The 25,783-nt window shown below is 62.1% G+C and carries 27 protein-coding genes; 17 read left to right on the plus strand and 10 right to left on the minus strand.

The window, feature by feature from the left end; all coding sequences use genetic code 11:
* Positions 1–5 precede the first annotated feature (5 nt).
* From ACFOW6_RS17300 to ACFOW6_RS17310, 3 genes are all read right to left on the minus strand, one after another.
* Positions 6–371, minus strand: coding sequence for an ArsR/SmtB family transcription factor (locus tag ACFOW6_RS17300; RefSeq protein WP_382423682.1), 366 nt, complete (start codon positions 369–371; stop codon positions 6–8).
* A gap of 198 nt (positions 372–569) precedes the next feature.
* Positions 570–2,642, minus strand: a complete 2,073-nt coding sequence (locus tag ACFOW6_RS17305) for a HelD family protein (protein WP_382423683.1) — start codon at positions 2,640–2,642, stop codon at positions 570–572.
* Between the two features lie 191 nt (positions 2,643–2,833).
* Positions 2,834–3,367 (minus strand): macro domain-containing protein, encoded by a 534-nt coding sequence (locus tag ACFOW6_RS17310; RefSeq protein ID WP_382423684.1) that lies wholly within the window; start codon positions 3,365–3,367, stop codon positions 2,834–2,836.
* Positions 3,368–3,679: 312 nt separating this feature from the next.
* Here ACFOW6_RS17310 and ACFOW6_RS17315 point away from each other — a divergent pair, with 312 nt between their 5' ends.
* On the plus strand, positions 3,680–4,858 hold the full coding sequence (locus ACFOW6_RS17315) for a serine hydrolase domain-containing protein (RefSeq protein ID WP_382423685.1): 1,179 nt from the start codon (positions 3,680–3,682) through the stop codon (positions 4,856–4,858).
* A 190-nt stretch (positions 4,859–5,048) separates the two neighbouring features.
* Here the strand turns inward: ACFOW6_RS17315 and ACFOW6_RS17320 are convergent, their stop codons facing one another.
* The 3 genes from ACFOW6_RS17320 to ACFOW6_RS17330 all read right to left on the minus strand — a co-directional run bounded on the left by ACFOW6_RS17320 (position 5,049) and on the right by ACFOW6_RS17330 (position 8,766).
* Positions 5,049–7,130: a winged helix-turn-helix domain-containing tetratricopeptide repeat protein gene (locus ACFOW6_RS17320; RefSeq protein ID WP_382423686.1), complete on the minus strand. Its 2,082-nt coding sequence runs from the start codon at positions 7,128–7,130 to the stop codon at positions 5,049–5,051.
* Between the two features lie 175 nt (positions 7,131–7,305).
* The gene (locus tag ACFOW6_RS17325; protein ID WP_382423687.1) at positions 7,306–7,698 is read right to left on the minus strand and encodes a MerC family mercury resistance protein; all 393 of its coding nucleotides are present in this window, start codon (positions 7,696–7,698) and stop codon (positions 7,306–7,308) included.
* A 171-nt stretch (positions 7,699–7,869) separates the two neighbouring features.
* On the minus strand, positions 7,870–8,766 hold the full coding sequence (locus ACFOW6_RS17330; RefSeq protein WP_382423688.1) for a class I SAM-dependent methyltransferase: 897 nt from the start codon (positions 8,764–8,766) through the stop codon (positions 7,870–7,872).
* 305 nt (positions 8,767–9,071) lie between these two features.
* Here ACFOW6_RS17330 and ACFOW6_RS17335 point away from each other — a divergent pair, with 305 nt between their 5' ends.
* From ACFOW6_RS17335 to ACFOW6_RS17350, 4 genes are all read left to right on the plus strand, one after another.
* Complete coding sequence (locus ACFOW6_RS17335; protein WP_382423689.1) at positions 9,072–9,437, plus strand: DsrE family protein; 366 nt, start codon at positions 9,072–9,074, stop codon at positions 9,435–9,437.
* A gap of 95 nt (positions 9,438–9,532) precedes the next feature.
* Positions 9,533–9,985, plus strand: a complete 453-nt coding sequence (locus ACFOW6_RS17340; RefSeq protein WP_382423690.1) for a DUF302 domain-containing protein — start codon at positions 9,533–9,535, stop codon at positions 9,983–9,985.
* A 260-nt stretch (positions 9,986–10,245) separates the two neighbouring features.
* Positions 10,246–10,596, plus strand: coding sequence for a c-type cytochrome (locus tag ACFOW6_RS17345; RefSeq protein ID WP_382423691.1), 351 nt, complete (start codon positions 10,246–10,248; stop codon positions 10,594–10,596).
* A 2-nt stretch (positions 10,597–10,598) separates the two neighbouring features.
* Positions 10,599–11,858: an FCSD flavin-binding domain-containing protein gene (locus ACFOW6_RS17350; RefSeq protein WP_382423692.1), complete on the plus strand. Its 1,260-nt coding sequence runs from the start codon at positions 10,599–10,601 to the stop codon at positions 11,856–11,858.
* 1 nt (position 11,859) lies between these two features.
* Here ACFOW6_RS17350 and ACFOW6_RS17355 read toward each other — a convergent pair whose 3' ends face one another.
* The gene (locus ACFOW6_RS17355; protein WP_382423693.1) at positions 11,860–12,570 is read right to left on the minus strand and encodes a winged helix-turn-helix transcriptional regulator; all 711 of its coding nucleotides are present in this window, start codon (positions 12,568–12,570) and stop codon (positions 11,860–11,862) included.
* A gap of 164 nt (positions 12,571–12,734) precedes the next feature.
* On the opposite strand from ACFOW6_RS17355, the gene ACFOW6_RS17360 reads away from it, so the two are divergent.
* Positions 12,735–13,565 carry a class I SAM-dependent methyltransferase gene (locus ACFOW6_RS17360; protein ID WP_382423694.1) on the plus strand — a complete coding sequence of 277 codons (831 nt, stop codon included), beginning with the start codon at positions 12,735–12,737 and terminating at the stop codon, positions 13,563–13,565.
* A 378-nt stretch (positions 13,566–13,943) separates the two neighbouring features.
* Positions 13,944–14,192 carry a hypothetical protein gene (locus ACFOW6_RS17365; RefSeq protein WP_382423695.1) on the plus strand — a complete coding sequence of 83 codons (249 nt, stop codon included), beginning with the start codon at positions 13,944–13,946 and terminating at the stop codon, positions 14,190–14,192.
* A 268-nt stretch (positions 14,193–14,460) separates the two neighbouring features.
* Here ACFOW6_RS17365 and ACFOW6_RS17370 read toward each other — a convergent pair whose 3' ends face one another.
* From ACFOW6_RS17370 to ACFOW6_RS17380, 3 genes are all read right to left on the minus strand, one after another.
* On the minus strand, positions 14,461–15,219 hold the full coding sequence (locus ACFOW6_RS17370; protein WP_382423696.1) for a hypothetical protein: 759 nt from the start codon (positions 15,217–15,219) through the stop codon (positions 14,461–14,463).
* 8 nt (positions 15,220–15,227) lie between these two features.
* Entirely contained in the window at positions 15,228–15,800 is a 573-nt protein-coding gene (locus ACFOW6_RS17375) for a hypothetical protein (protein ID WP_382423697.1), read from the minus strand.
* 234 nt (positions 15,801–16,034) lie between these two features.
* Positions 16,035–16,901: an alpha/beta fold hydrolase gene (locus tag ACFOW6_RS17380; RefSeq protein ID WP_382423698.1), complete on the minus strand. Its 867-nt coding sequence runs from the start codon at positions 16,899–16,901 to the stop codon at positions 16,035–16,037.
* Between the two features lie 198 nt (positions 16,902–17,099).
* Here ACFOW6_RS17380 and ACFOW6_RS17385 point away from each other — a divergent pair, with 198 nt between their 5' ends.
* The 10 genes from ACFOW6_RS17385 to ACFOW6_RS17430 all read left to right on the plus strand — a co-directional run bounded on the left by ACFOW6_RS17385 (position 17,100) and on the right by ACFOW6_RS17430 (position 25,780).
* Entirely contained in the window at positions 17,100–17,729 is a 630-nt protein-coding gene (locus ACFOW6_RS17385; RefSeq protein WP_382423699.1) for a TetR/AcrR family transcriptional regulator, read from the plus strand.
* Entirely contained in the window at positions 17,726–18,496 is a 771-nt protein-coding gene (locus tag ACFOW6_RS17390) for an enoyl-CoA hydratase/isomerase family protein (RefSeq protein WP_382423700.1), read from the plus strand. The genes ACFOW6_RS17385 and ACFOW6_RS17390 overlap by 4 nt, the downstream gene beginning before the upstream one ends.
* 16 nt (positions 18,497–18,512) lie before the next feature.
* Positions 18,513–20,066, plus strand: a complete 1,554-nt coding sequence (locus ACFOW6_RS17395; protein WP_382423701.1) for an acyl-CoA synthetase — start codon at positions 18,513–18,515, stop codon at positions 20,064–20,066.
* Positions 20,063–20,482 (plus strand): MaoC/PaaZ C-terminal domain-containing protein, encoded by a 420-nt coding sequence (locus ACFOW6_RS17400; protein ID WP_382423702.1) that lies wholly within the window; start codon positions 20,063–20,065, stop codon positions 20,480–20,482. The genes ACFOW6_RS17395 and ACFOW6_RS17400 overlap by 4 nt, the downstream gene beginning before the upstream one ends.
* The gene (locus ACFOW6_RS17405; RefSeq protein ID WP_382423703.1) at positions 20,479–20,874 is read left to right on the plus strand and encodes a hypothetical protein; all 396 of its coding nucleotides are present in this window, start codon (positions 20,479–20,481) and stop codon (positions 20,872–20,874) included. The genes ACFOW6_RS17400 and ACFOW6_RS17405 overlap by 4 nt, the downstream gene beginning before the upstream one ends.
* A 29-nt stretch (positions 20,875–20,903) precedes the next feature.
* Positions 20,904–22,106, plus strand: a complete 1,203-nt coding sequence (locus tag ACFOW6_RS17410) for a substrate-binding domain-containing protein (RefSeq protein ID WP_382423704.1) — start codon at positions 20,904–20,906, stop codon at positions 22,104–22,106.
* A 73-nt stretch (positions 22,107–22,179) separates the two neighbouring features.
* Positions 22,180–22,953, plus strand: coding sequence for an ABC transporter ATP-binding protein (locus ACFOW6_RS17415; RefSeq protein WP_382423705.1), 774 nt, complete (start codon positions 22,180–22,182; stop codon positions 22,951–22,953).
* Entirely contained in the window at positions 22,946–23,671 is a 726-nt protein-coding gene (locus ACFOW6_RS17420) for an ABC transporter ATP-binding protein (protein ID WP_382423706.1), read from the plus strand. The genes ACFOW6_RS17415 and ACFOW6_RS17420 overlap by 8 nt, the downstream gene beginning before the upstream one ends.
* A complete protein-coding gene (locus tag ACFOW6_RS17425; RefSeq protein WP_382423707.1) occupies positions 23,668–24,702 on the plus strand; it encodes a branched-chain amino acid ABC transporter permease in 1,035 nt (344 codons plus the stop codon). The genes ACFOW6_RS17420 and ACFOW6_RS17425 overlap by 4 nt, the downstream gene beginning before the upstream one ends.
* Before the next feature lie 19 nt (positions 24,703–24,721).
* Positions 24,722–25,780 (plus strand): branched-chain amino acid ABC transporter permease, encoded by a 1,059-nt coding sequence (locus ACFOW6_RS17430; protein ID WP_382423708.1) that lies wholly within the window; start codon positions 24,722–24,724, stop codon positions 25,778–25,780.
* The last annotated feature ends 3 nt before the right edge of the window (positions 25,781–25,783 follow it).

Here is a 25,783-nt window from a genome sequence, read left to right on the forward strand (position 1 = left end):
AGTGGTCACTCGGGACTTTCTTTTGGCTCGTCCTCCGCAGGCGGACAGCAGATCGACCCCTTGAGCGCACCTCGGCTGTCCTGCTCGAACACCGTATTCAGCAGGCCGGCAAGCGGCATCAGGCACTCGGCGTTCAGGGCATAGCAGACGCGCGGCGGCATGGCCTCGGCCGTGATGACCCCGGCCGACTTCAGGATCCGCAGGTGCTCGGACACCGTGGACTGCGCAAGCCCGATCTCCTCCACGATGTCGCAGCCGATGCAGGACTGTTTCTCCAAGAGCAGGCGCAGGATGCGGATGCGCGCCGGATGGGCCAGCGCCTTCGCGATCGCCGCAGCATCCTCGTCGCCGGACGCCGGCGTCAGATCCATCCCAACTGCATTCGGGGAGCTCAGCGATGCGTCTGCCATGTATTACCTTCAATCGTTTATCGTCGATTAACGATTGAAGGTAATGCCGCTCTCCAGGAGAAGCAAGATCAAACACGGCCTTTTCGTCAGGCCGCAATGGTGTCGCGCCTCCAGGAAATGCGCTGCAGTGGAGAGACCCCGGCGTTTGCTCTACCGCGCTCAGGCAGCAGCCGGGGCCGGCAGGAATTCGGACGGGGCTCCTGTTACCAGGACGGTCAGGCGGTGCATCGCCCGGGTACAGGCAACGTAAAGGAGATTGCGATCCAGCTCCGTGCTGTAGGTCTCGGCACTGGCGTCTGGCACGATCACGCGGTCGAATTCCAGGCCCTTCGCCAAGTGTGCCGTGCAGACGATCACGCCCGTGGAAAACCCCTCGCTGCCGGCATCCAGCAGGCGGGCCTTCGCACCGGCCTCGGTCAGCTGTCGATGCAACCTGTTCGCCTGCTTCTGCGTCTTGGCAATGAGCGCCAGGCTGTTGTGGCCGGAGGCCCGAAAATCCTCGACCTCCTGCAGGATCCGCGCTCTCGTCTCACTCGCGCGTGTGCAGGTCACGACCTGGGGCGGCTCGCCGTGGCGTTCGATGGGCACCAGCTCCTCGTTGGGCGAAATCGCCAGGGCGAACTGCATGATCTCCCAGCTTGAGCGATAGCTCTTGGTCAGTTTGACCGGCGCCGGCGCCCGCAAGGCGCGCTGGATCTGTTCCGGGCTCGAGGCGCTGTAGGGATTCACCGACTGGCTGGCATCGCCCAGGATCGTCTTGCGGCAGGGAAACAGCTTGCCGAGGACGGCATACTGAACGGGCGTATAGTCCTGCATCTCGTCCACCAGCAGGTGCTTCACCTCCTTGCGGGGATTGTCGATCCCCTCGAGCCGCATCTTCAGGTAAATCAGCGGAAAGACGTCGGCATACTCGAGCTTGCCGCCCGCCGGCTTGAACAGGTCGGGCCGCTCCAGCCACTCGAACATCTGCTTGTAGGCCTCGCGTAGGGTGATCTTTCGGGCCATGCCCCGAACAGCCTCCCGCAGCGACTGCCGCTCATGAGTCAGAAGCTCGTAGTTGTAGTAGAGCCCGATATTGTGCTCGGCCGCCTTGACCACCTCCGCCACGCGTTCGGTAAACGGCAGGCCGCGATGCTTGTTCCAGGTCTCGGCGAAGAACCAGTCAGGGACCAGCTTGCGGCCAACGCGCCACATCTCTGCCTGGAAGGAGTTTGCCTCCAGGTGCTCCACATAGGCATCAATCTGCTTCAGGAACTCCGGCGAGGCCTTCGCGACCATGCGTTCCTTCATCGCCGCGTCATCCTTTTCCAACAGCTGGGCGGTCTGTTCGGCAAAGCTCTGGAAGCGATACTTGTGACCCAGAAGCTCGCCAGCCAGCGTTTCCATGCCGATCTCGCCCACCTGCTCCTCACCCAGCTCGGGCAGGACGTTGCCGATGTAGTCGGCGAACACGCGATTGGGCGAGATGATCAGGATGTCGTCGGAGCTCAGCGTGTCCTTGAAGCGATAGAGCAGGAAGGCGATGCGGTGCAGCGCGATGGAGGTCTTGCCCGAGCCGGCCACCCCCTGGATGATCAGCGTCTGCGCCTCGGCATCGCGGATGATGGCATTCTGGTCGCGCTGGATGGTGGCGACGATGTTCTTCATCCCCTCGTCGGAGGAGCGGCTCAACTCCTCCTGCAGGACTTCGTCCACGATGTTCACGTCGGTTTCCAGCAGGAACTCGAGATCGCCCTCGCGGATGCGGAACTGCCGCTTGCGTGTCAGCTGGCCCGCGATCTCGCCTGAAGGTGCCTGATAGCGCGCGGGGCCAATCTCGTAGTCGTAGAACAGCGAGGAAATCGGGGCACGCCAATCGTAGACGAGGGTCTGTCCCGTCTCCTCGTCCCGGAAATCGTGCACCCCGACATAGATGGCTTCTGCCTGGTCGCCACCGGCCGTGCCGCGCGCAAAATCGAACCGCCCAAAGTAGGGCGCCTTCTTCAGCTTGAGCAGCTTCTGCCGCTGTTGGTCGAGCACCTCACCAGAGCGCACCTTCTGGTCGATCGTCTGGCGCACCGCGATCTTCTCGATATGGTCCATGTCGCGTCGCGCTTCCCAGAGATAGTCCTTGTTCGTCTGGACCTCCTGGGCATAGGCGTTGAGCCGCGCATCGATGCTCTTCAGGTTATGATCTATACGTTCCAGGCAGGCCTCGAGGCGCACCTTCTCTTCGGTCTCGGCAGAATTCATCTTATCTAGGGCTGGCTTCCGGTTTGGGCACCTGGGATCCGGCTTGTGGGAGCCCACACAACGAGGCTCCTTATCAGGGTTTCGGGTTCAAATCTCAAGACTCACGCTTCAGGTCAGGCCCCTCCAGCTGACAGACCGCGCACCCGGCGAAACATCTTCGCGCAGCCGTTCACTCTGTTCTTGGACGGGAGCTATTCCGCAACCTGCTGTAGCTTTTCGCTAAACACTTCATGTGCGCGTTCATCGAACATCACGAAACGTACGAGCCGTACATGACTCAGTTCCGGAACCATGGACACCACGGTCCTGCAGGCGACCTCTGCGCCCGAGACCAGCGGATAGCCGAAAGCTCCCGTCGAGATCGCCGGGAAGGCCACCGAAGCGATACCCTGGTTTTCCGCGACCTTCAGGGACTGCCTATAGCAGTGAGCGAGCAATTCCTCAGAAGGTTCGTCACGACCATAGACCGGTCCCAGGGTATGGATCACGTAAGCATTGGGAAGATTGAAACCCTTCGTGAGCACCGCTTCCCCGGGCGAGATCGGCGCCAAAGGGGCACAGGCCTTCGCCAGTTCACGACCGGCGCGCGCATGAAGGGCACCCGCCACGCCTCCACCCGGCATCAACTCCGCATTGGCGGCGTTCACCACTGCTTCGATATCGGATTGAGCGGCTATATCCCCGACACGGCATTCAAGGGCAACCTGATTCACCTCGATCTTCATGGTCTTCTCTCCGCTTTGGAACAGCACTCCAAGTGAGTGCCGGTTCGTTTGTCTGCCACTGTCCGGACCGCAGCTGTCACTTCCCTGGGGCATCACGGATAAAAAGAACATGGGAAGGAAATCACAGCCTGTGTAGTGCGGGCCCGGCGCTCCTCAAGCCTCCGTCTCGCCAGGTGCAGGCACGTCCCTTCCTCAAGCAGGCTGCAACTCCTTGAACAGCCCGAAGTTTTCCGCTCATATATCGGGCGGCCTTCCGGCTCCCCTGCCGATTCTCAACAGGACCCTGCGGTCCCAAGAAAGAAAGCAAGATTCATGCGTCCTGTCCGTCTGACTCCCCTGCTCGCCCTCGCTGTGTTGTTCCAGTTGACGTCCGTGTCCTTCGCCGAGGCACAGGAAGACCTGGAGTCACGCCTCGAACCGGTTCGCGAAGAGTTCGGTCTCCCCGCCATGGTCGCCGCCGTGGCCGTCGACGGCGAGATCGTTGCCGCCGGCGCCACCGGCCTGCGGGCCCTGGGCCATGACGCCCCGGCGGAGGTCGAGGACAGGATCCACATCGGCTCGGACACCAAGGCCATGACGGCACTGCTGGCGGGCATGGCCGTCGAAGAGGACCTCTTGAGCTGGAACAGCACCATCGGGGACGTGCTGGGCGACAAGGTCCCTGACATGAACGAAACTCTGGCCGAGGTCCGTCTGGAGCAGCTTCTTTCGCACTCGAGTGGCATTCCCAGCGACACGCAGGAGATGATCGAGATCTACTTCAATGCCAATGCCTTCGAGCACAACCTGACGGATCTTCGCCTGATGGCGCTGGATGCCTGGAAGGATCACGAGCCGGTCATTCCCGACGACTCCCCTTTCCAGTATGCCAACTTCGGCTATCTCATCGCCGGCACCATGATCGAGACGGCAATGGGTCAGCCCTGGGAGGCCCTGATACAGCAACGGATCTTCCAGCCGCTCGAGCTGGAAACGGCTGGCCTGGGCGCTACCGCCACGCCCGGTTTGATCGATGCACTGGTGGGACATTCACAGGAGAATACCGGAGAGCCCGAAGCCAGGCCTTGGGGTGCCGCGGCGGATATCCCGCCCATCATGGGGCCGGCCGGAACGGCCCACATGTCCATCCTGGATTTCGCACGCTGGGGCGCATGGATTTCCGGCGGCGCACATCGCGGTCCAAAACTGGTCGCGCCGGAGACCCTGGCCTACATCATGGACCCCAAGGTCCCGGCAAAAATACCCAATCCGCCGCCAGGCACTCCCGAGGAAGGCGGCTATGCCCTCGGCTGGGGAATCGAGCAGTTCGACTGGGCTGACCGCCCCCTGCACACCCACAACGGCTCCAACAGCATGAACCTGGCAAAGATCCTGGTGGATCCAGAAGTCGACATTGCCATCGTCGTTGCCACCAACATCGGCGGCCGGCAGGCCAACCTGGCGGCTGGATACATCATGAAAGAACTTTATCTCGCATATGGCGGGAACTGAAAGACGCCCCCCGTGTTGCGCTTGAACATTTCGGCCGTTTCCCAGACAGCGCCATCTCTAACAGAACTGGGTTTCATCTGATCCTGGCGGCAACCCACGGCCGCAGCCTGACGCCTCGTCCGTATCAGGGTAAATGCGGCGAACCAGGACCGGACGCAAAGGGACCAAGCGGAAACTCGGTGCCTGTCAGTCAGGGAATGCCCGCCCGTCCCAGGCCTTCGAGGAAGGTCTCCAGCTGATTGCGTTTCTTGACGAAGAACAGGCGCTCTTCGGCAAAGTCCCGGGAAAAGCCGGGGCGCGTCTTCAGGAGCAGGTTGGAATCCGTACTCGCCTGCTCCGCACCACCCAGATGACCCAATGCCGAAACCAGATGGGCGCGGGCCCAGTAGTGCGCGTTGGGCACCTGTGAAGCACGGCGTGCCCACAGGGCGGAGTCCTCGAACTGGCCGGCGAAGAGGTGCGCCAGCGAGCGATAGGACATGAACGCCCAGCGGAAGGGGTCGTGCGGACTGAGCTCTATGGCATGGTCGAACTGGCTGAACGCCTCATCGAAGCATTCCTCATAGGCGAGGGAGTCGCCCAGGCCGCAATGCGACAGCGCATGGCAGGGGTTGAGTGTGATCGCATGCTCCAGGGCGTCGATGGCGAGATTGTATTCGCGCCGCGCCAGTCGCACACGCCCGAGCGAAAAGAAGGTGTTGGCGTCCTGGTCGTCCAATGCGACACCCTGCTCGGCCAGTCTGGCGGCTTCGTCCATGCGTGCGGCATCGATCGGCGCCTCAAAGTACACCATTTCGAGAATCATGGCATAGGCCAGCCGCGAATGGGGATCGGCGAAGGCAGGATCCTCCCGGATGGCCTGGCGCATCAACTCCTGGCAACGGCGATTGCTTTCCGGTGTGAAGCGATAGAATTCCGCCGAACCCAGCTGATACAATTCCCAGGCACCGAGGTTGGTGTGTGGAACGCGTGCCGCCTTCTTCTGTTCCTCGATGCCGAGTTCCGTGGCGATGCGCGAGGAGACGAGGCCCGAGATTTCCTCCTGCAACTCGAATATGTCGCGCATTTCGCGATCGAAGCCCTCGGACCAGATACAGCGCATCGTCCGGGTATCGGTTGCCTGCATGGTCGTGCGCACTCGGCTGCCGGCCCGGCGTATGCTGCCCGTGACGAGGTAGTCGGCTCCCAGCTTCCGGGCAATCTCGGAGATATCGTCCGTGGCCCTGCTCAAGGCGAAGGTTGGACTGCGTGTGATCACGCGCAGCCACCTGTTCTTGGACAGGGCGTTGATGAGGTCTTCCGTCAGCCCTTGCGCCAGGATGGCGCCTCGTCCGTCCTCGTCGAGATTGGCGCAGGGCAGGACCGCCACCGTCGGCCGCGGTGTCTCTGTCTGCGGCAGCGACAGTGATTCGCCCGTGGCCGGCCGCTGCGCAGAAGACCGGGCATCCTCGGAGTTGCTCCTCAAGCGGAAACCACGTCCATGTACAGTGGCGATTATGGACTGGTTGAGGCCGTCATCACCCAGGGCACGACGTGCCGATCTGACCTGGCTGCTCAGGGCGGCATCGGAAACGACGCGCCCTTCCCAGATGGTCTGGAAAATCTCGTCCTTCGTGACCGTGCGATCGATGTTGCGGGCCAGAAGCGCAATCAGATCGAATGTCCGTGGCTCCACGGGAATCACCATGCCATCGTGCCGCAACTCGAAGCAGGAGGCATCCAGTTCGAAGGCACCGAACCGGATAACCTGGCGCTCCGGCGCGCGCGACTCCCTTTGCACGCGCAAACTTTCGATCGCCGGGCCATGCGCCGATTGCTCGACCCAGCCATGATCGAAGACCCGTAGCGACATATCGGAGCTGGCGTGTGCGTGCACCTCGCGAGAGACAACGATCCCACCTGCCGGAGCGCGATCGGCCAGACACAAGGCAAGCGCGACATCCTCGCCCCTGACCGCGTCATCATCGGGTCTCGCCGAAACCCCGTGCACCCCTATATGGAGCCATGTTGCCCCGTCTGATTCGGGGTTGCCGCCTTCACTCACGTCCAGTGCAAAGCTGAGTGCGCGATCGACCTCGTGAAACACGAGTGCCGGCTCCGCGGAATCCTTGCCGGCGCAGTCTGCCTCGAGGGGGTATCCTCCATGGGTTTCGGCGGAGAGGACGAGATGCGCCTTGATTGCTTCCGAAGAATAGGGCGCATGGACAGCACTGCGCTCTGGGAAGGGAGAGGCAATCCTGATCGCGACGATACAGGTCAACGCGGAGGCCATCGAGCGCACTCCACAAGTCGTCTTTACACCGCCCTTCAGAACCACCCTGATTTCGAGTCAGTGTTTTTTTAGCATACCAGCTGTCTGCTCCCATTCGCAAGAAAACGCTCTTGCATACTGAAGTCTGCACCACCTCAAATACTTAACAACAACCTCTATTGCATCCCGGTTCTAGCTAGCGAGCACTCTTTCTGCGCACGCTTAGCAGGTCCATCACCACGCCGACGATCAGGAGAAGAAATCCCAGCCCTTCTATCAGAACGTGGTATGATACCAGAAAAGCATAGAAGATGAGCGCGCCCCCCGCGAGAGCAAATAGCAGGGACAAAGGCTTGCGATGGCGCAGGAAGCTGATCACCAAGGCCAGAAGAGCCACAGCGGTCGCCGCCAGGATCGCTCCGGCCCAGAGGGTTTCGTCGAGCACAAGGCTGGTACCCAGTAACGAGAGCACGCCAATCAGCAACAGGGGGCCATAACAGGAGATAAGGGCCACCACGGCAGCTACGGCGCCCAGCAGGCTCCATCTGCCTGTTCCCTTCAACCTTCGTGGCACTGTCTCTTCTTGCATGATTTCTGCTCCCTGGAAACGTGACGGGACTCATCCGGGGTGCGTGCGCTTGCCATCCAGGAACTGGAGCCGAGCACAACGACCGCCTGGGGCAAACACTGCCAGGAATTGTCCTCACGTGTTCGTCAAACGATCATGGTCATCATCCCATCCACGTCCGGGCTCAAACACCTAGTCCTCAGGATTGCGGCCACTGATCACCCAGGACGAACTGCCCATCACGATCCCGTCCTCTTCGAGGGTCTGCTGGCGGATCGCATCGGCAAGCGCCTCTTCGATCTGGCTGCGCTTGGCCTCGGCCACTTCGCCAGCCTCGCGGAACACTTCGCCCGCGGGCCCGATGGCCAACTGGAATTCGATGGCGTCACGCACGTCCTGGCCGACCAGAACGGGGGCATCGACACGCTGGAAGTCGATGTCGGTGTAGCCAGCGACCTCCATCATCTTGCGCACGGTGGGCTCATCGGCCATGGAGAACGGCCCCGGTCCACAGGTACGTGCATCGTCTCCCGGCGGAGGCAGAAACTCGAGGACGATATTCTTGGCCATCGATAGCCAGGGATTGTCTTCCGGATTGCGCCAGACGATGTGCACCATCGTTCCACCTGGCCGCAGTGCGCGGCGCATGTTGCGCAGCCCGGCCACCGGATTGGCGAAGAACATCGTGCCGAAGCGGGCAAAGACGAAATCGAATTCTCCCTCGGGCAGTGAGATCTCGGCATCGCCACGCATGAACTTGACATTCTTCAGGTCGGTCTGTGCGAGATCGGCCTCGGCCGCGGTCAGGAACGCGTCGCAGCAGTCGATGCCCACGACGTCTCCCTCGGGCCCGACAATCCGGGCAAGCTTGATCGCGGTGTCGCCAAAGCCGCAACCGACGTCGAGCACGCGATCCCCGGGCTTGACCGGCAGTTTGGGAAACACCGCTTCACTGTGGTGGGTCAGGCCATCCACCAGGATATGGCGAAAGCGAATGAATTTCGGCGCCAGAACCTCGTTCCAGAACTGAACGAACTCCGTATCCTCCTGTTCCGGCGCGGTAACAGGTGCATCGCTGGAAGCCGTCATGACGCTTCTCCTTCATGTGAAATACCATTCAATCTCATTGCCGAGAGTATAGCGAGTCGGAAAACCTCGCGCTTGAAGGTTCCCTGAGGAAGATCTGTTGGTTTCATGAGGACAACAGGCCGGCGGCGTCCCGCGGCTCGGTTTTCGGGCCTCCAGGACCGCACGCTTTTCCTCATCTGCTGCCATCCCTCAGGGAAAATCCAGAAAACCATGAGGAGTCCGGCAAGCATCTTTAACGCCAATGATGTTCTGTTTACTTGGTGATGCCAAAGGCACCCCAGCCAAGCAGGGAGGAGACCACCATCATGGCACAGACGGAAGAACTGGTTGTAACGATGACACACGGTCCCGAGGACGAACGCGCCTCGATCGGCTTCACGGTCGCGAATGGAGGCATGACCTCCGGGCTTACGGTTTCGATCTTCCTCACCGGCAATGCGGTCGACATCGTCCGCCGCGGCGCCATCGACCTGACACAGGCGCATCCGATGGAGCCGCTGAAGTCGCTGGTCGATGATTTCCTGCAACGTGGCGGAACGCTCTGGGCCTGCACCCCATGCGTCAAGGCGCGCGGCTACACGCAGGATGACCTGATCGACGGCATCGAGGTTACGGGCGCCAGTGCCATGCACGAGCGTATAAAGGCCGGCGCTGCAACCCTGAGCTTTTGAGCCCGGACTCCCGGACACGTGGTGGAGTTGGGCGGTGAGTACGTCCCCCTCATTCGACACCACAGGAATTCATGCCAATCAGAAGGAGCATAGCAATGACCAGGTTTCTTAAGACCACCGCCATGGCGGGAATCCTGACCGTCGGCACTGCACTGCCCGCCGCCGGCGACAGCGGCAGCGACATGTTCCATGTGTACACGCTCGACCAGTCCCCCGAGGACGCCGCGACGCAATTGCGCGAGTATACCGAGGCCGAAGAGAACTGGCTCTTCCTGGCCGAGTTCGGCCTGGCCGGCGGCAAGGTCACTGCGCTGAAGATCTGCTATCCCGAAATCGGATCGGATGTGGTCGCGGCCGGCATGCATACCATGGCGATGATGCCCTGCGGTCATCTCGCCTTCTATGAGGAGGACGGGGAATCGAAGCTGTCGATGCTCGATCTCTCGTTCATGACCGAGCTCTATCCCGACCCGAACCTGGAGAACGCCGTGGCCACCGCCAGGCCAGCCTTCGAGGAGCTGCTCTCCGAGGTTCTCGGCGTCGAATAGGCAAGAGAGCGTATCATGGCGTCTCGCATGATCGCCTCCCTCCCCCTGAGGGAAACGGCCCGCGCTCAGGCATCCGGAGCCGGGGGGCATCCTTGCCGCATTTTCAAACGGCTCCTGTGCAGTTTGAACGGCGAGATCCTCGTAGAGCTGGAGCTGGCCTTGCCACTCCATTCGATACGGCCCCCGGGCGCGGGACCCGTCGCACAACAACGATGCAACAGGAGAGCACCGCTTGGACGCTCCCAGAAACGAGAGACAGGATGAAACGGATATTTGCAGACTCCCGATCCTGGGCCGGTCTGGCCACCGTCATTCTCCTGGCGATCGTGCAGCCGGCGCTTGCTCAAGAGAGCGGCGACCCGGAGCGCGGTGCCCATCTGGCGAACCAGTGCGCCGGCTGTCACGGCCCCTCCCCTCCCCAATGGGCCATTCCCGCCCTGCAGGGCATGGATCCGCAGCGCTTCACCGATCGCATGGCGGCCTATCGCAGCGGCAAGCGGGCACATCCCGCGATGACGGTTTTCGCGACCGCGCTCGACGAGGCCGATATTGCCGACATCGCCGCCTACCTGGCCAAACAGGCAGATGAAACCGAAAGGAGCAGCCAATGAGAATGTCGCGGCGCAGTCTCATGGGGGCTCTCGCGGCTGGGGTCGGGACGCTTGCCGCACCCCGCGCTTCGTCCGGAAGCCGGCCGAAGGTGGTGGTCATCGGCGGTGGTTCGGGCGGGGCGACGGCGGCGCGTTACATCGCTCACGACAGCGCCGCCGAGATAGAGGTCACCCTGATCGAGCCCACGCGCCAGTACTACACCTGTTATTTCTCCAATCTCTATATTGCCGGTTTCTGGGATTATGACGATCTCGCCCACGGCTACGGACGGCTTGCCGCGCGTAACGGCATCAATGTGGTGCATGACTGGGCGGTGGCCGTCGACCGCGAGGCGCGGCAGGTGCGGCTGGCGGGCGGTTCCGCTCTGCCCTATGACCGTCTCGTCATCTCACCTGGCATCGATTTCGTCGAGGACAGCGTGCCCGGCTGGAGCGTTGCGGCCCAGAACGCGATGCCCCATGCCTATCGGGCCGGCAGCCAGACTCGGCTACTGCGCGACCAGCTCATGGAGATGCGCGAGGGCGGGGTCTTCTGCCTGGTGGCACCGCCCCATCCCTATCGCTGTCCGCCCGGGCCCTATGAGCGGATCTGCATGGTCGCCCATCTGCTGAAACAGCGGAACCCCAAAGCGAAGATCCTGCTGGTGGATCCGAAACCCGGCTTTCCCAAGCAGGCTCTGTTCGAGGAAGCCTGGCAACGACACTACGGCGGCATGATCGAGCGGATTGGCCCGGAGTCTGGCTCCAGCACAATCAGTGTCGACCCGGACACCATGACCGTGGATATCGACGGACACTCGGAAACCGTCGATGTCTGCAACGTCATTCCGGCGCAGAAGGCCGGCCATATTGCCGAGGTCGCCGGGCTGACCGATGATTCCGGCTGGGCCCCGGTACACCCCGGGGACATGACCAGCCGCCGAGACACCGCGATACACGTGCTGGGCGACGCGGCCGACCAGGGAGACATGCCGAAATCGGGGTTTGCGGCCAACAGCCAGGCCAAGGTCGCCGCCAATGCGATCTGCCACGCACTCCTCGGCCAGCGGGCGTTCCCGGCACGTTACATGAACACCTGCTGGTCGCTCCTGGGGCCGGAGGACGGCGTCAAGGTCGGTGCCGTCTATGAACCGAAGGACGGCCGCATTCGCACCGTCGACAGCTTCATCAGCACTCGCGACGAGGACGCACAGACCCGTCAGGCCACCTTCCGGGAAAGCGTCGACTGGTACCACGCCATCACCACAGACATGTTCTCGTGAGTCAGGTGGCCTGCATCCGCGGCGGTTGGCTTGCGGCTTCGACGATCACGGAGAGCTGCAACAGGCGGCTGAAGTTCCGGCGTAGGTCCGCGTCGCCATGCAGAACGATCTCGTCGTTTGCCATGGCCCGTCCCAGAGATGTCTTGCCGATCCAGACCTGGCTCATCACCGGAACCGTGGTCAGGACATAGAGATCAACCTCGAAACCCGGATCCGATTGGCAGAGGTCGATCGCCCCGTCCTCGATCAACAGCCACCAGCGGCGCATTTCGGCAGGCGCATCCTGGTATTCGAACTGCAGGACGGTGCGGGGCTTTTCCAGACAGCTGGTATCGATACGGCGCCGCATGTCCCACATCAGCACACCGGCATCCCAGTCGGGACCTTCCAGTGCGCTTTCCACCCAGCGCTGGCCCCAGATGCCCATGGAGACGATGATCGGGCGCAGGTCCTCACCCGCCTGGGTCAACTGATAGCTCGCACTCTTCGACTCCTCCGCCGACACATGTTCCACGATGCCCGCAGCCTGGAGTTCCTTCAGGCGCTTCGACAGCAACGCTCGGGGCATCAACGGTACACCGCGGTGAATGTCGTTGAAGCGTGAACTGCCGCTGATCAGCTCGCGCAGGATCAGCGGCGTCCAGCGCGTGGCGAGGATCTCGGCGGCTTTCGCGACGGGACAGAACTGTCCGTACCCACTGTCCTCCGTCATCGGATCGCCTCCCGGCTTCTCCGTGGAGTCCCGAACTGCGTAACCTCTGCAGTCGACCGCCCGAAGTTCACATTGTGAACTGGATGGATGCGGGCGGGCTCGGGAATGCTGTCACCCTATCGCAGGTTTTCCTGCGCTGTATATCACTTTCGAAGGAGATGACGATGACGACAGCAACGGAACATCCGAACTCAGTCATCCGCAGCCACAACGAAACGCCGTCGGCCACCTGGTCGAGTGCCGGCCGCGCCTATGACGAGATCAGTCGCGGCATCCTCGACGCGATCGAGCACTGCATCAACCGCCTCGCACCGGCCGCCGGCGAGCGGCTTCTGGATGTCGCCACGGGCACGGGCTGGACGGCCCGGCGCCTCGCCGAACGCGGATTCCATGTCACGGGCGTGGATTTCGCACCCGACATGCTGTCCACGGCGCAGGAGATCGCCGCCGTCCGCAATCTCGATATCCCCTTCGACCTGGGCGATGCCGAGGCGCTGCCCTATCGGGACGCCTCCTTCGATGCGGTCATCTCGACCTTCGGCGTCATGTTCGTGCAGCGGCCCGAGGACGCCGCTGCCGAGCTGTCGCGGGTCTGCCGGCCCGGCGGCCGGCTGGCGCTGGCCACCTGGACGCCCGATGGAAACGTCTTCGAGATGTTCAAGATCATGAAGGGTTACATGCCCGCCCCCACAGGATCGCCGCCGCCTTCGCCCTTCGAATGGGGCAAACCGGAGCGTCTGGAAGAACTCCTGGGTGAGGCCTTCGAGCTCAGGTTCGAGCGCGGCACCTCCTTCTATCGCGAACCGGATGGCCAGGCGGCTTGGGAGACCTTCCTCAACGGTTACGGTCCCCTTCATACCCTGTCGGGCAAGCTGGAGGCCGGCCAGCTCGAAGCACTCAAGCGGGACTGGATCGCCTTCCACGACGGCTTCGCCACCGAACTGGGTATCTGTGTGCCTCGCGACTACTGGGTCGTCGTGGGCACCCGACGCTAAGGCAGTGTCTTCAAACCGCTCCTGATAGAAACGGAGGAGAGAAATACCCTTTACATCCATCCTCTCGCCTACGCTCGCGCCCATTGCCGTGGGCGTTCTGGCGTTCAGCGCCTTGGCCGAGGCCAAGGCGAGACGGAACCGATCACCGTAACGTCCATATCCGAACGCCACACCTTCACCGACGAGGTGGCCGCATAGCTCATGCTGACCCCTGAGGGCCTTGAGGAGAAGACCATCGAGTTCGACTACGTCTCGAACGTCGTGGTGGCAGAGATCGCCATCCAGCCGGGCGCCGTTTTCCCTGGCATATAACACACCTGGCCCCCCTTCTTGCTCCCATCACTCAGGTCGAGTTGATCTACGTCTACGCCGAGGATTGTGGAACGCCCCTATCCCACGGGCACGGCCTTCGTCGACCCCGCCTTCGACAACGCCTACACGGCCTTCAATCCCAGTGCCGAGGAGGCCGTCGTCATGGCAACCTTCCTGGACGCACCGGACGAAGGAAAGCGCACCATTCCCATCGACGAGGACGAAGGGGAGCGGAGCTGGAAAAGGAATGCGGCATTGATCCCTGAGCTAATTCCCCACGGCGCAGGCATGACCCTTTTCTTAAAAATGCGGTAGGATGCAGAACCAGAGGAAAACAGCTACCTCCAAGGCACCCTACATGGCGAAAAAAATTAGGAAACTATCCAGGCCTTTCAGCACCAACTTCCGTCAGCACACTATTTTATTAAGACATGCTTCTGCCGAAATGTTTCGTGCTACAATTTTGGTATGCTCCTGATCCCGAATGGGTCACGGGAAATACAAATATTAACCAATATTATATAATAATTAATCATTATTCTCACGATACAGGTTTTTATTAAGTATAATTTATTTAATAATCTTAGAAGAATTTTTGAATTACATTTCGCGTAAGATCTTCTATAAAATCAATGGTCTTCATCTTTGAGAGCTCAATGTCTGAAGGATGCGCGGCCGTATTCCTTATCTCAATCCTTTGGTCTAAGATTTTCTTTACATCACCCGAGATAATACGCGCTTGACGGCAAAGCAATAAAAACGCGCGCTCAGGGATATCGCTGAAGTCAGACCTATTTTCGATTTTGGAAACCTTGACAGATTTGTCCTTGTTGGTGGCTAAAGCAGCATTAAATTCCGATAGTTTATGTTGGAATATATATTCATAGAGACGGCAAAGTGTTAAATTCCAGCACATTACAATGGCAGCGCGATTAGCACCTGCTTCAAAACATGCTACTGTTTCTTCGAAAAACCTGAGTTCGGAGCCTTCTGGGAAGTTCTTTTCGAGGTTTCGTAGTTCCACGCTGGTTTGTCGCTCTAAACGGTCGTCACCGAGCTTTTGTGATAAACACTCGCGATAAGACTTCTCCAAACGATATCCATTTTTCGTTTTTATGTATCGGGGAGATTTCCCTTTTGCGCCTTCCGAAAGATGAGCGCTTAACCGAGCTGGTACAGAAAGGTCGCAGAGCTCGAAACATTCTCGGATATCTTTAAGAGATAATACGCTGTATTCCTCCTCTATCTGGAGGAAATACGCGAACATATCTATCTGATCCCGTTGTAATAAGGTATCACGTTCGGTGATAGAATTGTAAAAACGTTCTGCTCTCGAGTTCATTGGTTATATCAGGCGCGCTCTAGCTCGTAATTAAACGCATTTTCGCCTATATTTGTGACCGATATTTCATCAAGTGTTTCAAATTGAATATACGTTGGTTTGTTTTTTGTGTCGTAAAGCGCTTGTGAAAAGTATTTAGGCAATTTCTCATTCAATGCACGAAAACACGTATAAATTTGATCCGCATTACAAGGAGAAATACCTTTAGATTCTAAAAATTTACAAAACACTAGTATTTTTGTATAGTTATTGCTTAGCTTAAATTTATCTTTAAATTCTTTTAATCCCTCAATTTCAAGTTTTGGATCAACCTTAGGAGAGTACTTTGTGTTGGTAGATTTTCCAGAAGAACTTGATTTTGACGATTTAGTGCGACGTCCGGACTTGCTCTTACTGGCGGCAGTTTCGGCACCTAGATTTGTGTCTTGTTGAGGTTCAGGCGCGCTATTGTAATCTGTCGTCTCTTCTAATTTGGTTACAATAGTAGACTTAAAGTCTGCGTAGACCGTTTTGACAAATTCTGGATCACCTTCAACGTCAATAATGCCTTGGTGTATGTTCACGTGTAGCTTTGTTGTCATTTTGCGCCTTCCCCCAGATGGTAGCCCCAACCCCACTAGAGTACATCATATGGTACGAATTCGCCTGAGTCGAGATGTTCGGTTGTCTCACAGATAAGTTGTTCGCGTGCACTTGACCCGCGATCAAGTTAGGTTTTACTGGGAGGTTTTCCGGTACCACACTTTGTTTGAAAAGGTGATGACAGGCGTACCGAGAGTTCAAATCCATGTGAGATCGTCTACTCTCGATTTGCCTCAGGTGGGCTCGTCCTGCCCGAAAACACATCGCTCTGCGAACGCGGCAAGGTCCGCGGCGAAGCGCGCCGGCTCCTCGAGGTGGGGGGCGTGACCCGATTGGGAATAGGTCCGGCTTTGCGCGTTCGCCATGCGTGCAGCCAGCCAGTCCATCGTCTCCGCCGGATAGAGCCGGCTGTGTGCGCCACGTGTGAGAAACACGGGAATGTCGATCGCCGAACAGGTCTCGCGGAAATCCGCCGTGGCCAGAGCGTGCCAGAGCAGCGCCATCGCTTCGGGGTCACTGTCCAGCATGCTGCACTGCAGATCCTTCGCCATGGGAGTTTCCGCATCGGCGAAGACGCGTGGCGCCATGCGCTCGACCACCTGCGGCCAGTCCTCGCTCATGCGCTCGGCGACCGCAGCCGTTTCCTTCGGTGAGCCGGCCCCGATCAGGCCCAGGTCCCAGCCGGGCCCTCTCGCAACCCGCGGTGCCATGTCCTCGACGACCAGGCCGGCGAAACGCCCCTGGCCGTGGCGCGCGACGGCGGAAAAGAGCACCGCCGCACCCATCGACCAGCCCAGCGCCACCACCGGCTGCCCCGCCGCATGATCGATCAGGTGCACCGCATCATCGGCAAGATCATCAAGAGGATCCGTCGCCTCCCGTACGTCCGGGAAGGCACACGCCGCCGATTGACCGTGCCCGCGCTGATCGGGAATGATGACGCGAAATCGCTCCTTCAGGCGGTCAGCCAGCCCGTCGAAACTGTGGCCGTCACAGCCAAAGCCGTGCAGGAGCAGCAGCGGCGGGCCTTCCCCCAGCACACGATAGTGCAGTGGAGGTCCGTCACCCATCGGCAGGGCTTTCCCCGGCGTTTCGCTCAAACCCTTCTCCCAGCTTGCCGTCCTTCGCTCCCTGCGGACAACCGAGCGAATTGACAGGACCTAATGAGCGGCCTTAGTATAAACATGACAGTTGAGTCATGTCTCATAATAAGAAAACGCACGACAGCGGAAATTGCAAGCCGAGGCCATCGCGCCGGCAACCGCTGTCACGGGACGGAACACTTTGGGAGCCGCGCCTTGGACCAGGCCCTGCCGGAACTGAACAACCCGCCAAAGACGCGACGCGGCGCGCGCACCGTGCGCAAGCTGCTGGACGCGGCGCAGGAGGAGTTCGGCAGCAAGGGCTTCCACGAGGCCTCGGTTGCCGGCATCACCTCGGCGGCCGGCACCGCCCAGGGCACCTTCTATATCTATTTCGCCAGCAAGGAGGAGCTGTTCCGCACGCTGGTCTTCGATCTCGGCCGGCGGCTGCGCGACTTCCTGACCGAGAACGTGGACGAGACGACCGACCGCCTGACCGCCGAAGCGCAGGGCATGGAAGCCTTCATCCGCTTCGTGCGGCTCTACCCGGATCTCTATCGCATCGTCCTTGAGGCACAGTTCGTCGACCCCGAGGCCTTCCGCCTCTACTTCCAGGATTTCGGTGCGGCCTATCGCGCGCGCTGCGAAGCGGCTGCGACACGCGGCGAAATCCGTGTCCAGGACGCCGACGCCGAGAGCTGGGCGCTGATGGGCATCTCGCTCTTTCTCGGCCTGCGCTACGGCATCTGGGAGGCGGAGCGCGACCCGGGCCCCGTGGTCGCCAGCGTGATGGACATGATCGCCAACGGCCTCAAGCCACGACCCGGCGAAGGAGGTACGGCATGAGCGGCAAGCTGGTCCTCTGCGAGATCGACAGCGGTCTCGCTCGGCTGACCCTCAATCGGCCGGAGCGGCACAACAGCCTGGTGCCGGAGCTGCTGGAAGACCTGCTGGACGCCATTGCCGAGGTCCGCCGGGACGACAGCGTGCGTGTCGTGGTGCTGGCCGCGGAAGGCCGGAGTTTCTCCACCGGCGGCGATCTCGCCACTTTCCACGATGCCGAGGACATGGCGGTCTATGGGGAACGGATCGTCGGCCGGCTGAACGAGGCGATCCTGACGCTGCTCGACCTGCCTCTGCCCGTGATCGCTCGCGTCCAGGGACCGGTCACCGGCGGCTCGCTGGGCCTGGTTCTCGCCGCCGACCTCGTCGTCCTGGCCGAAGAGACCTTCATTGCGCCCTACTACGTCGAGGTCGGCTTCAGTCCCGACGGCGGCTGGAGCGCGCTGCTGCCCGAACGGATCGGGCATGCCCGGGCCGCCGAGATCCAGCTGCTGAACCGTCAGGTGGACGCCGAGGAAGCAAGTCGCCTCGGCCTCGCCCACGCAGTGGTGCCGGCCGGAACCCTGGACAGCCAGGTGAATGACTGGGTCGAGATGCTCTCGAGCAAGGTTCAGGGCGGCCTGCACGCCACCAAAGCGCGACTGCTCGACCCCGCCCGACGCGCCGCAATCGCGCAGGCCCTCGAGGCTGAGCGCCGTGGTTTCATTGAACAGGCCGCCCGACCGGAAACCCGCGCCGGCGTGGCGCGGTTCCTCGGCCGGGCCGCCTAGCGGAGGAGGAGGCAGGATGTTCCAGGTCTTCGATTTCGCCGCCAAGCGCGCAAGCCTGCTGCCGGACAAGACGGCCATGCACGAGGTCGCAAGCGGACGAAGCGTCACCTATCGCGCGCTCAACGAGCGCGCCGAGCGCTTCGCCGCGGCCCTGCGCCGGCGCGGCGCCGAACCCGGCGAGCGCGTTGCCATCCTCTGCCACAACTGCATCGCCTTCTTCGAGATCCTCTTCGGCTGCGGCAAGGCCGGAGTCATCCTGACGCCACTCAACTGGCGCCAGACCGCGAGCGAGCTCACCCCCGTGGTCGAGGACTGCGCGCCGCGTTTCCTGCTGCACGACGCGGCCACGGCCGAACTCGCCGGCAAGATGACCGCCGGGCGCGACCTGCCGATGGTTCCGCTGGAGCAAACGCAGGGTACGGAAAGCTACGAAGACCTGCTCGCCGCCGAGGAAATGCCGAGCTGGCCGCCACGCGTCGAGGAACGCGATCCCGAAGCTCCCTGGTACATGCTCTATACTTCGGGCACCACCGGCACGCCCAAGGCGGTGATCCAGACCTTCGGCATGGCGCTCGCCAACTACATCAACATCGCCCAGCCGACCAACCTCACCGGCGCCGACACCACGCCCTGCTACCTGCCGCTGTTCCACACGGCCGGCATCAACCTGCACACCCTGCCCACCCTGATCTGCGGCGGCTCCGTCAATGTCCTGCCCGGTTTCGATGCCGAGCGGCTGCTCGACCTGATCGACGGCGGAGAGCTGACGGCGCTGCTCGCCGTGCCGGCGGTCTATCAGGCGCTCAGCTTGCATGAACGCTTTTCGGAGGTCGACCTGACGCGGGTGCGCAGCTGGAGCGCCGGCGGCGCGCCCCTGCCCGATCACATCCTGCACACCTATGCCGAACGTGGTGCGTATATCCAGCAGGGCTTCGGGATGACGGAGTCCGGTCCGACCACCTTCCTGATGGATGCCGAGAACGTCACCCGCAAGCCCGGCTCCATCGGCAAGCCGCAGCTGCTGGTCGAGGCGCGGGTCGTCGACAGTGACGGCCGGGATGTGGCCGACGGGGAAGCCGGCGAACTGCTCCTGCGCGGGGCGAACATCACGCCCGGCTACTGGAACCGGCCGGAGGAGACAGCGAGAACCATCGTCGACGGCTGGCTGCACAGCGGCGACGTCGCGCGCCGCGATGGCGAGGGCTATTTCTATCTCGTCGACCGGATCAAGGACATGTTCATCTCCGGCGGCGAGAACGTCTACCCGGCCGAGGTCGAGGCAACCCTGCTCGGCCACCCCCAGCTTCTCGAGGTGGCCGTGGTGGGGGTCCCCGACCAGAAGTGGGGCGAGGTCGGCCATGCCTATCTGCGCCCCCGACCCGGCGAGGATATCGACTTCGACTCCCTGGACGCCTACTGCCGCGAACACCTTGCCGGCTACCGCATTCCCAAGCGCTTCTTCGTGGTCGAGGATTTCCCGCGTACGCCGGCGGGAAAGGTACAGAAGCATATGCTACGAGAACGCTCCCAAAACGAGGCGCCCTCAGCCAAGGCGGGAGGTGAGCGATGACACTGGACACCCAGCTGCCTGCAAGCAGCACGGTCTTCACCGCCGAGCGCCGGTTCACCCAGGCGGAGTTCGACCGCTTCGCCGAGATCAGCGGCGACGACAATCCGATCCATGTGGATCCTGTCTTCTCCTCGCAGACCCGTTTCGGTCGCACGGTGGCTCACGGCATGCTGCTCTACACGGCACTGCGTGGTGTGATTGCCACCCATTTTCCCGGTATGCGGCAGCTCACCCAGAGCCTGATGTTTCCGGCGCCCACCTTTGCAGAGGAAACACTGCGCCTGGAGGTCGAAGTGCTCGACTATCCTTCGGCCAAGGAATGCCGGCTCGCGATGCGAATTCTGCGGGCGGCAGATGCGACACTGACCCTGGAGGGGGAAACGTGCATTGCACTGGACAGGGAGACGGGCGCATGAAAACCGGGGACTCAGCCAGCACCATCCGCGTGTTCGACACCGAGGCCATCGCCGGATACGAGGCACTCAGCGGCGCGCCGAGTGCAACCGGAGGCGTGCCGGAGCCGCTGATCGGCGGCCTGTTTTCCTATCTTCTGGGCGCCGAGCTGCCCGGATACGGTACGAACTACCTGAAACAGACACTGGACTTCGTCGGCACGGCTGAGGTGGGCATGCCGCTGACGGCGAGCGTCACCATCACGCGCATCCGGCCGGAGAAGGATCTCGTGGACCTGGCCACGCTCTGCCGCGACGCAGACGGCCGCACCATCTGCGAAGGTCGCGCGCTGGTGCTGGTGAAGGATGTCGGCCACCGCGTCTCCGGTACTGCGGAGAGCGCGCAACAACAATGAGAACCACGATCATGGAAAGGGAGAAAGCAATGCAGAGACTAGTATCGACCCTGGCGGCCGCCACGGCCGTCGCGGGCCTCCTGGCCAGCGGCAGCGCGCTTGCCCAGGAGCCCATCAAGATCGCCCATGTCTATGGCAAGACGGGCCCCTACGAAGCCTATGCCGAACAGTCCCACAACGGATTGATGATGGGACTCGAGTACGCCACCGACGGCACCATGGAGATCGACGGCCGGCCCATCGAGGTGATCGAGAAGGACACCCAGCTGAAGCCGGACCTCGGCAAGACCCTGCTGGCCGAGGCCTACGGAGACGACGAGGTCACCCTGGCGGTGGGCGCCGTGTCCTCCGGCGTCGCGCTCGCCATGCTGCCGGTCGCCCAGGAGTACGAAAAGATCCTGCTGGTCGAGCCGGCGGTCGCCGATTCCATCACCGGAGAGGCGTGGAACCGTTACATCTTCAGGACCGGGCGCAACTCCTCCCAGGACGCCATCGCCAACGCGGTCGCCCTCGGTCAGGACGGCAACTGTATCGCCACCCTGGCGCAGGACTATGCCTTCGGCCGCGACGGCGTCGCCGCCTTCAAGGAGGCGCTCGCCGACACGGACGCGCGCCTGATCTTCGAGGAATATGCTCCGCAGGATGCCACGGACTTCACGGCCCACGCGCAGCGCCTCTTCGATGAGCTGAACGCGGCCGAGAACTGCGAGCGCAAGATTATCTGGGTGGTCTGGGCCGGCGGCGGCAATCCCGTCGGGAAGATCAAGGCCCTGGCACCGGAGCGCTTCGACATCGAGCTGGCCTCCGGCGGCAACATCCTGGCCGCGATGGCGGCCTACAAGGAACTTCCGGGTATGGAGGGTGCCACCTATTACTACTACGAGATCCCGGAAAACGAGATGAACGACTGGCTCGTCGAGGAGCACTTCGCGCGCCACAACGAGCCGCCGGACTTCTTCACGGCCGGCGGCATGTCGGCCGGCGTGGCCATCGTGGAGGCCCTGCGTCGGGCCGAAAGCACCGAGACCGAGGACCTGATCGCGACCATGGAGGGCATGGAGTTCATGACGCCCAAGGGCACCATGCGCTTCCGCGAGGAGGATCACCAGGCCCTGCAGGCCATGTACCACTTCAAGATCCGCGTCGAGGAGGACGTGGAATGGGGCATTCCCGAACTCGTTCGCACACTCGAGATCGAGGACATGGACATCCCCATCCGCAACGACCGGTGAATGGCCGATAGCAGTCTGGCGGGGCGTGCAGCGGCGCGCTCCGCCAGCTCTCTCCCTCAAAGAGCAAGAGCCAATGCCCGCATCCAGCCCCCCTGTGCTCGAGACCGAGAACCTGACGATCCGCTTCGGCGGCCATGTCGCCGTGGATTCCGTCTCCTGCCGTTACGAGAGCGGCAGCCTGACCGCCATTGTCGGCCCCAACGGGGCGGGCAAGACCACCTATTTCAACATGATTTCCGGCCAGCTGAAGGCGAGTGCCGGACAGGTACGCCTCTACGGGAATGACATCACCGGCCTGAGCGCGCCGGCACGCACCCATCGCGGCATCGGCCGCGCCTTCCAGCTGACCAACCTGTTTCCCAACCTGAGCGTGCTGGAGAACGTGCGCCTGGCGATCCAGAGTCGGCGCGGCATCGGCCTCAACCTCCTGACACGCGCCAGTTCCTTCGGCAGCCTGATCGAGGAGGCCGAGACCCTGCTGGACCGCACCAACCTGCTCGAGCGCGCCGGCGAAACGGCCGCGGCCCTGCCGCACGGTGGCCAGCGCCGCCTCGAGGTCGCCGTACTGCTGGCCCTGGAGCCCGACGTTCTGATGTTCGACGAACCCACGGCCGGCATGAGCGCCGACGAGGTGCCGGTCATTCTCGACCTTATTCGCGAAATCAAGGGCGACCGGACCAAGACCGTCCTGCTGGTCGAACACAAGATGGACGTGGTGCGCTCGCTCGCCGACCGGATCATCGTGCTGCACAACGGCGCGCTTGTTGCCGACGGCCCGCCCGACGAGGTCATCGCCTCACCAATCGTCCAGGAAGCCTATCTCGGCGTGAGGAAGAGCCATGCCTGAGCCATTGCTGCACCTCGAGGGCGTCCACACCCACATCGGCCAGTACCACATCCTCCAGGGTGTCGATCTCACCGTGCCGGCCGGGGGCCTCACCATGCTGCTGGGCCGCAACGGCGCCGGCAAGACCACCACCCTGCGCAGCATCATGGGTCTCTGGCAGCCCTCGCAGGGGAAAGTCGTCTTCGACGGCGCCGAGATCGGCGGCATGGCGACAGCGGACATCGCGCGCCAGGGCATTTCCTATGTCCCTGAGAACATGGGCCTCTTCAGCAACCTGACGGTCCAGGAGAACATGGTCCTGGCCGCCCGCAAGGGGCCCATGGACGAAGCGCGCCTAGACTGGATCTTCCAGCTCTTCCCGGCGCTCAGGAAATTCTGGCGGCTGCCGGCCGGGAATCTCTCCGGGGGCCAGAAGCAGATGCTGGCGATCGCGCGCGCCATCGCCGAGCCGCGACGCCTGCTGCTGGTCGACGAACCGACCAAGGGTCTCGCCCCCTCGATCGTCGAGGCCCTGATCGAGGCCTTTCTGGACCTCAAGCGCAGCGAAACCACGATCCTTCTCGTCGAGCAGAACTTCCACATGGCCTGCGCCGTCGGCGACAGCGTCGCGGTGATGGACGACGGCCGCGTCGTCCATGGCGGGGCCATGGCCGAACTCGCCGAGGACGAGGCCCTGCAGCAGCGCCTCCTCGGCCTCAGCCTGGATACAGAGTCATGACCGACCAGACCGCCAGCCAGACCGAAAACGCCACACCGCGTGCGCCGTTTACCGAACGGCTCGGGGCCTGGGTGCCCTATCTCCTCGTCCCGGCCTTCCTGATAGTCGGCTATGTCCTGATCGGCAGCGGCCCGACCTGGGCCACGTTGACCCTGGCCGGACTGGCCATGGGGATGATGATCTTCGTCATGGCCTCGGGGCTCACCCTGGTCTTCGGCCTGATGGACATTCTCAATTTCGGACATGGCGCCTTCATCTCCATCGGCGCCTTCGTCGGGGCCACGGTCCTGCTGCAGGCCACGGGGTGGACGGGTGCGGATTCCGTGTTGCTCAATCTCGGCGCGGTGCTCCCGGCCATGCTGGCGGCCATGTTGGTCGCCGGCGGCCTCGGCTATGTCTTCGAGCGGGTCATCGTGCGGCCGGTCTATGGCGCGCACCTGAAACAGATCCTGGTGACCATGGGTGGCCTGATCGTCGCCGAGGAGCTGATTCGCCTGATCTGGGGCCCCGACGCCATTCCGCTGCCCCGCCCGGAAGCACTCACGGGCGCCTGGGTGTATGGCATGGTGGCCATCGAGAAATACCGCGTCTATTCCGTGATCCTAGGCCTCGTCATCTTCCTGGCCCTGCTCTGGGTCCTGGGGCGCACGCGGATCGGCCTGCTGATCCGCGCCGGGGTCGAGAACGGCGAGATGGTGGAAGCGCTCGGCTACCGCATCCGCCTGATTTTCATCCTGGTGTTCGTCGCCGGCTCGGCGCTGGCCGGCCTGGGCGGCGTGATGTGGGGTCTCTACGAACAGATCATCACCGCCCAGATGGGGCTCGATGTCCTGGTGCTGGTCTTCATCGTCGTCATCATCGGTGGCCTCGGCTCGGTTCCGGGCTGCTTCATCGGTGCGCTGCTGGTCGGGCTGATGGCCAACTACACCGGCTACCTGGTGCCCAAGGTGGCGCTCGGCTCCAACATCCTGCTGATGGTGGCGGTGCTGATGTGGCGGCCGCAGGGCCTGCTGCCGGTCAACAAGCATTGAGCGCGGGAGAATCTAGGCCATGCTGAACGCTCTTCTCTCCGGCGACCTGCCACGCAGCCGTGCGCTGACGCTCATCCTGCTGGCGATCCTTGTCGGTCTCGCCTTCGCACCCTTCCTGTTTCCGGGCACGCGCTCGCTCAACACCGCGGCGACGGTCTGCGTCTTCATCGTCCTGGTGGCCAGCTACGACCTGCTGCTCGGCTACACCGGCGTGGTGTCCTTCGCCCACACCATGTTCTACGGGATCGGCGCCTACGGTGTCGCCATCCTGCTTGAAGTCTGGCCGGCAAGCTGGAGCGGCATACTGCTGGGCAGCCTGGCGGGGCTGGCGGTTTCGATTGCGCTTGCCTTCGTCATCGCGCTCTTCTCGCTGCGCGTCCGCTCGATCTTCTTCGCCATGGTGACCCTGGCGGTGGCCAGTGCCTTCATGATCCTCGCCTCCCAGCTCTCCGGACTGACCGGCGGCGAGGACGGCCTCAGTTACCGCGTGCCACGGGAACTGGGGCCCGCCTTCAAGCTGATCGATACGGAAGTCTTCGGCGTCAAGATTGACGGGCGGCTGCTCAACTACTACCTGGTCTTTCTCGCCTCCGTCGGTCTCGTCCTGCTGCTGCTGCGCTTCGTCAACGCGCCCTTCGGCCGGGTCCTGCAGGCGATCCGCGAGAATACCTTCCGCGCCGAGGCCATCGGATATCGTACGGTGATCTACCGCACCATCGCGGTCTGCCTGTCGGCCGGCGTGGCCTCCCTGGCCGGCTCGCTGATGGCGATCTGGCTGAAGTACACCGGCCCCGACACCACGCTCAGCCTGACCATCATGATCGACATCCTGCTGATGCTGGTCATCGGCGGCATGGGCTCCATCTATGGCGCCGTGTTGGGCGCCACGCTGTTCATCCTGGCCCGCAACTATCTGCAGAACCTGATGGAGATCGGTGCTACGGCGCTGGGCGATGTGCCGCTGCTGCCAGCACTCATCGACCCCGACCGCTGGCTGCTCTGGCTCGGCGTGCTGTTCATACTCAGCGTCTACTTCTTCCCCACCGGCATCGTCGGGCGCCTGCGCGCGGGCCGATAGGAG

Origin of the sequence: Fodinicurvata halophila (assembly GCF_042651425.1) — a bacterium.
GTDB classification, from domain to species: Bacteria; Pseudomonadota; Alphaproteobacteria; order Kiloniellales; family DSM-21159; genus Fodinicurvata; species Fodinicurvata halophila.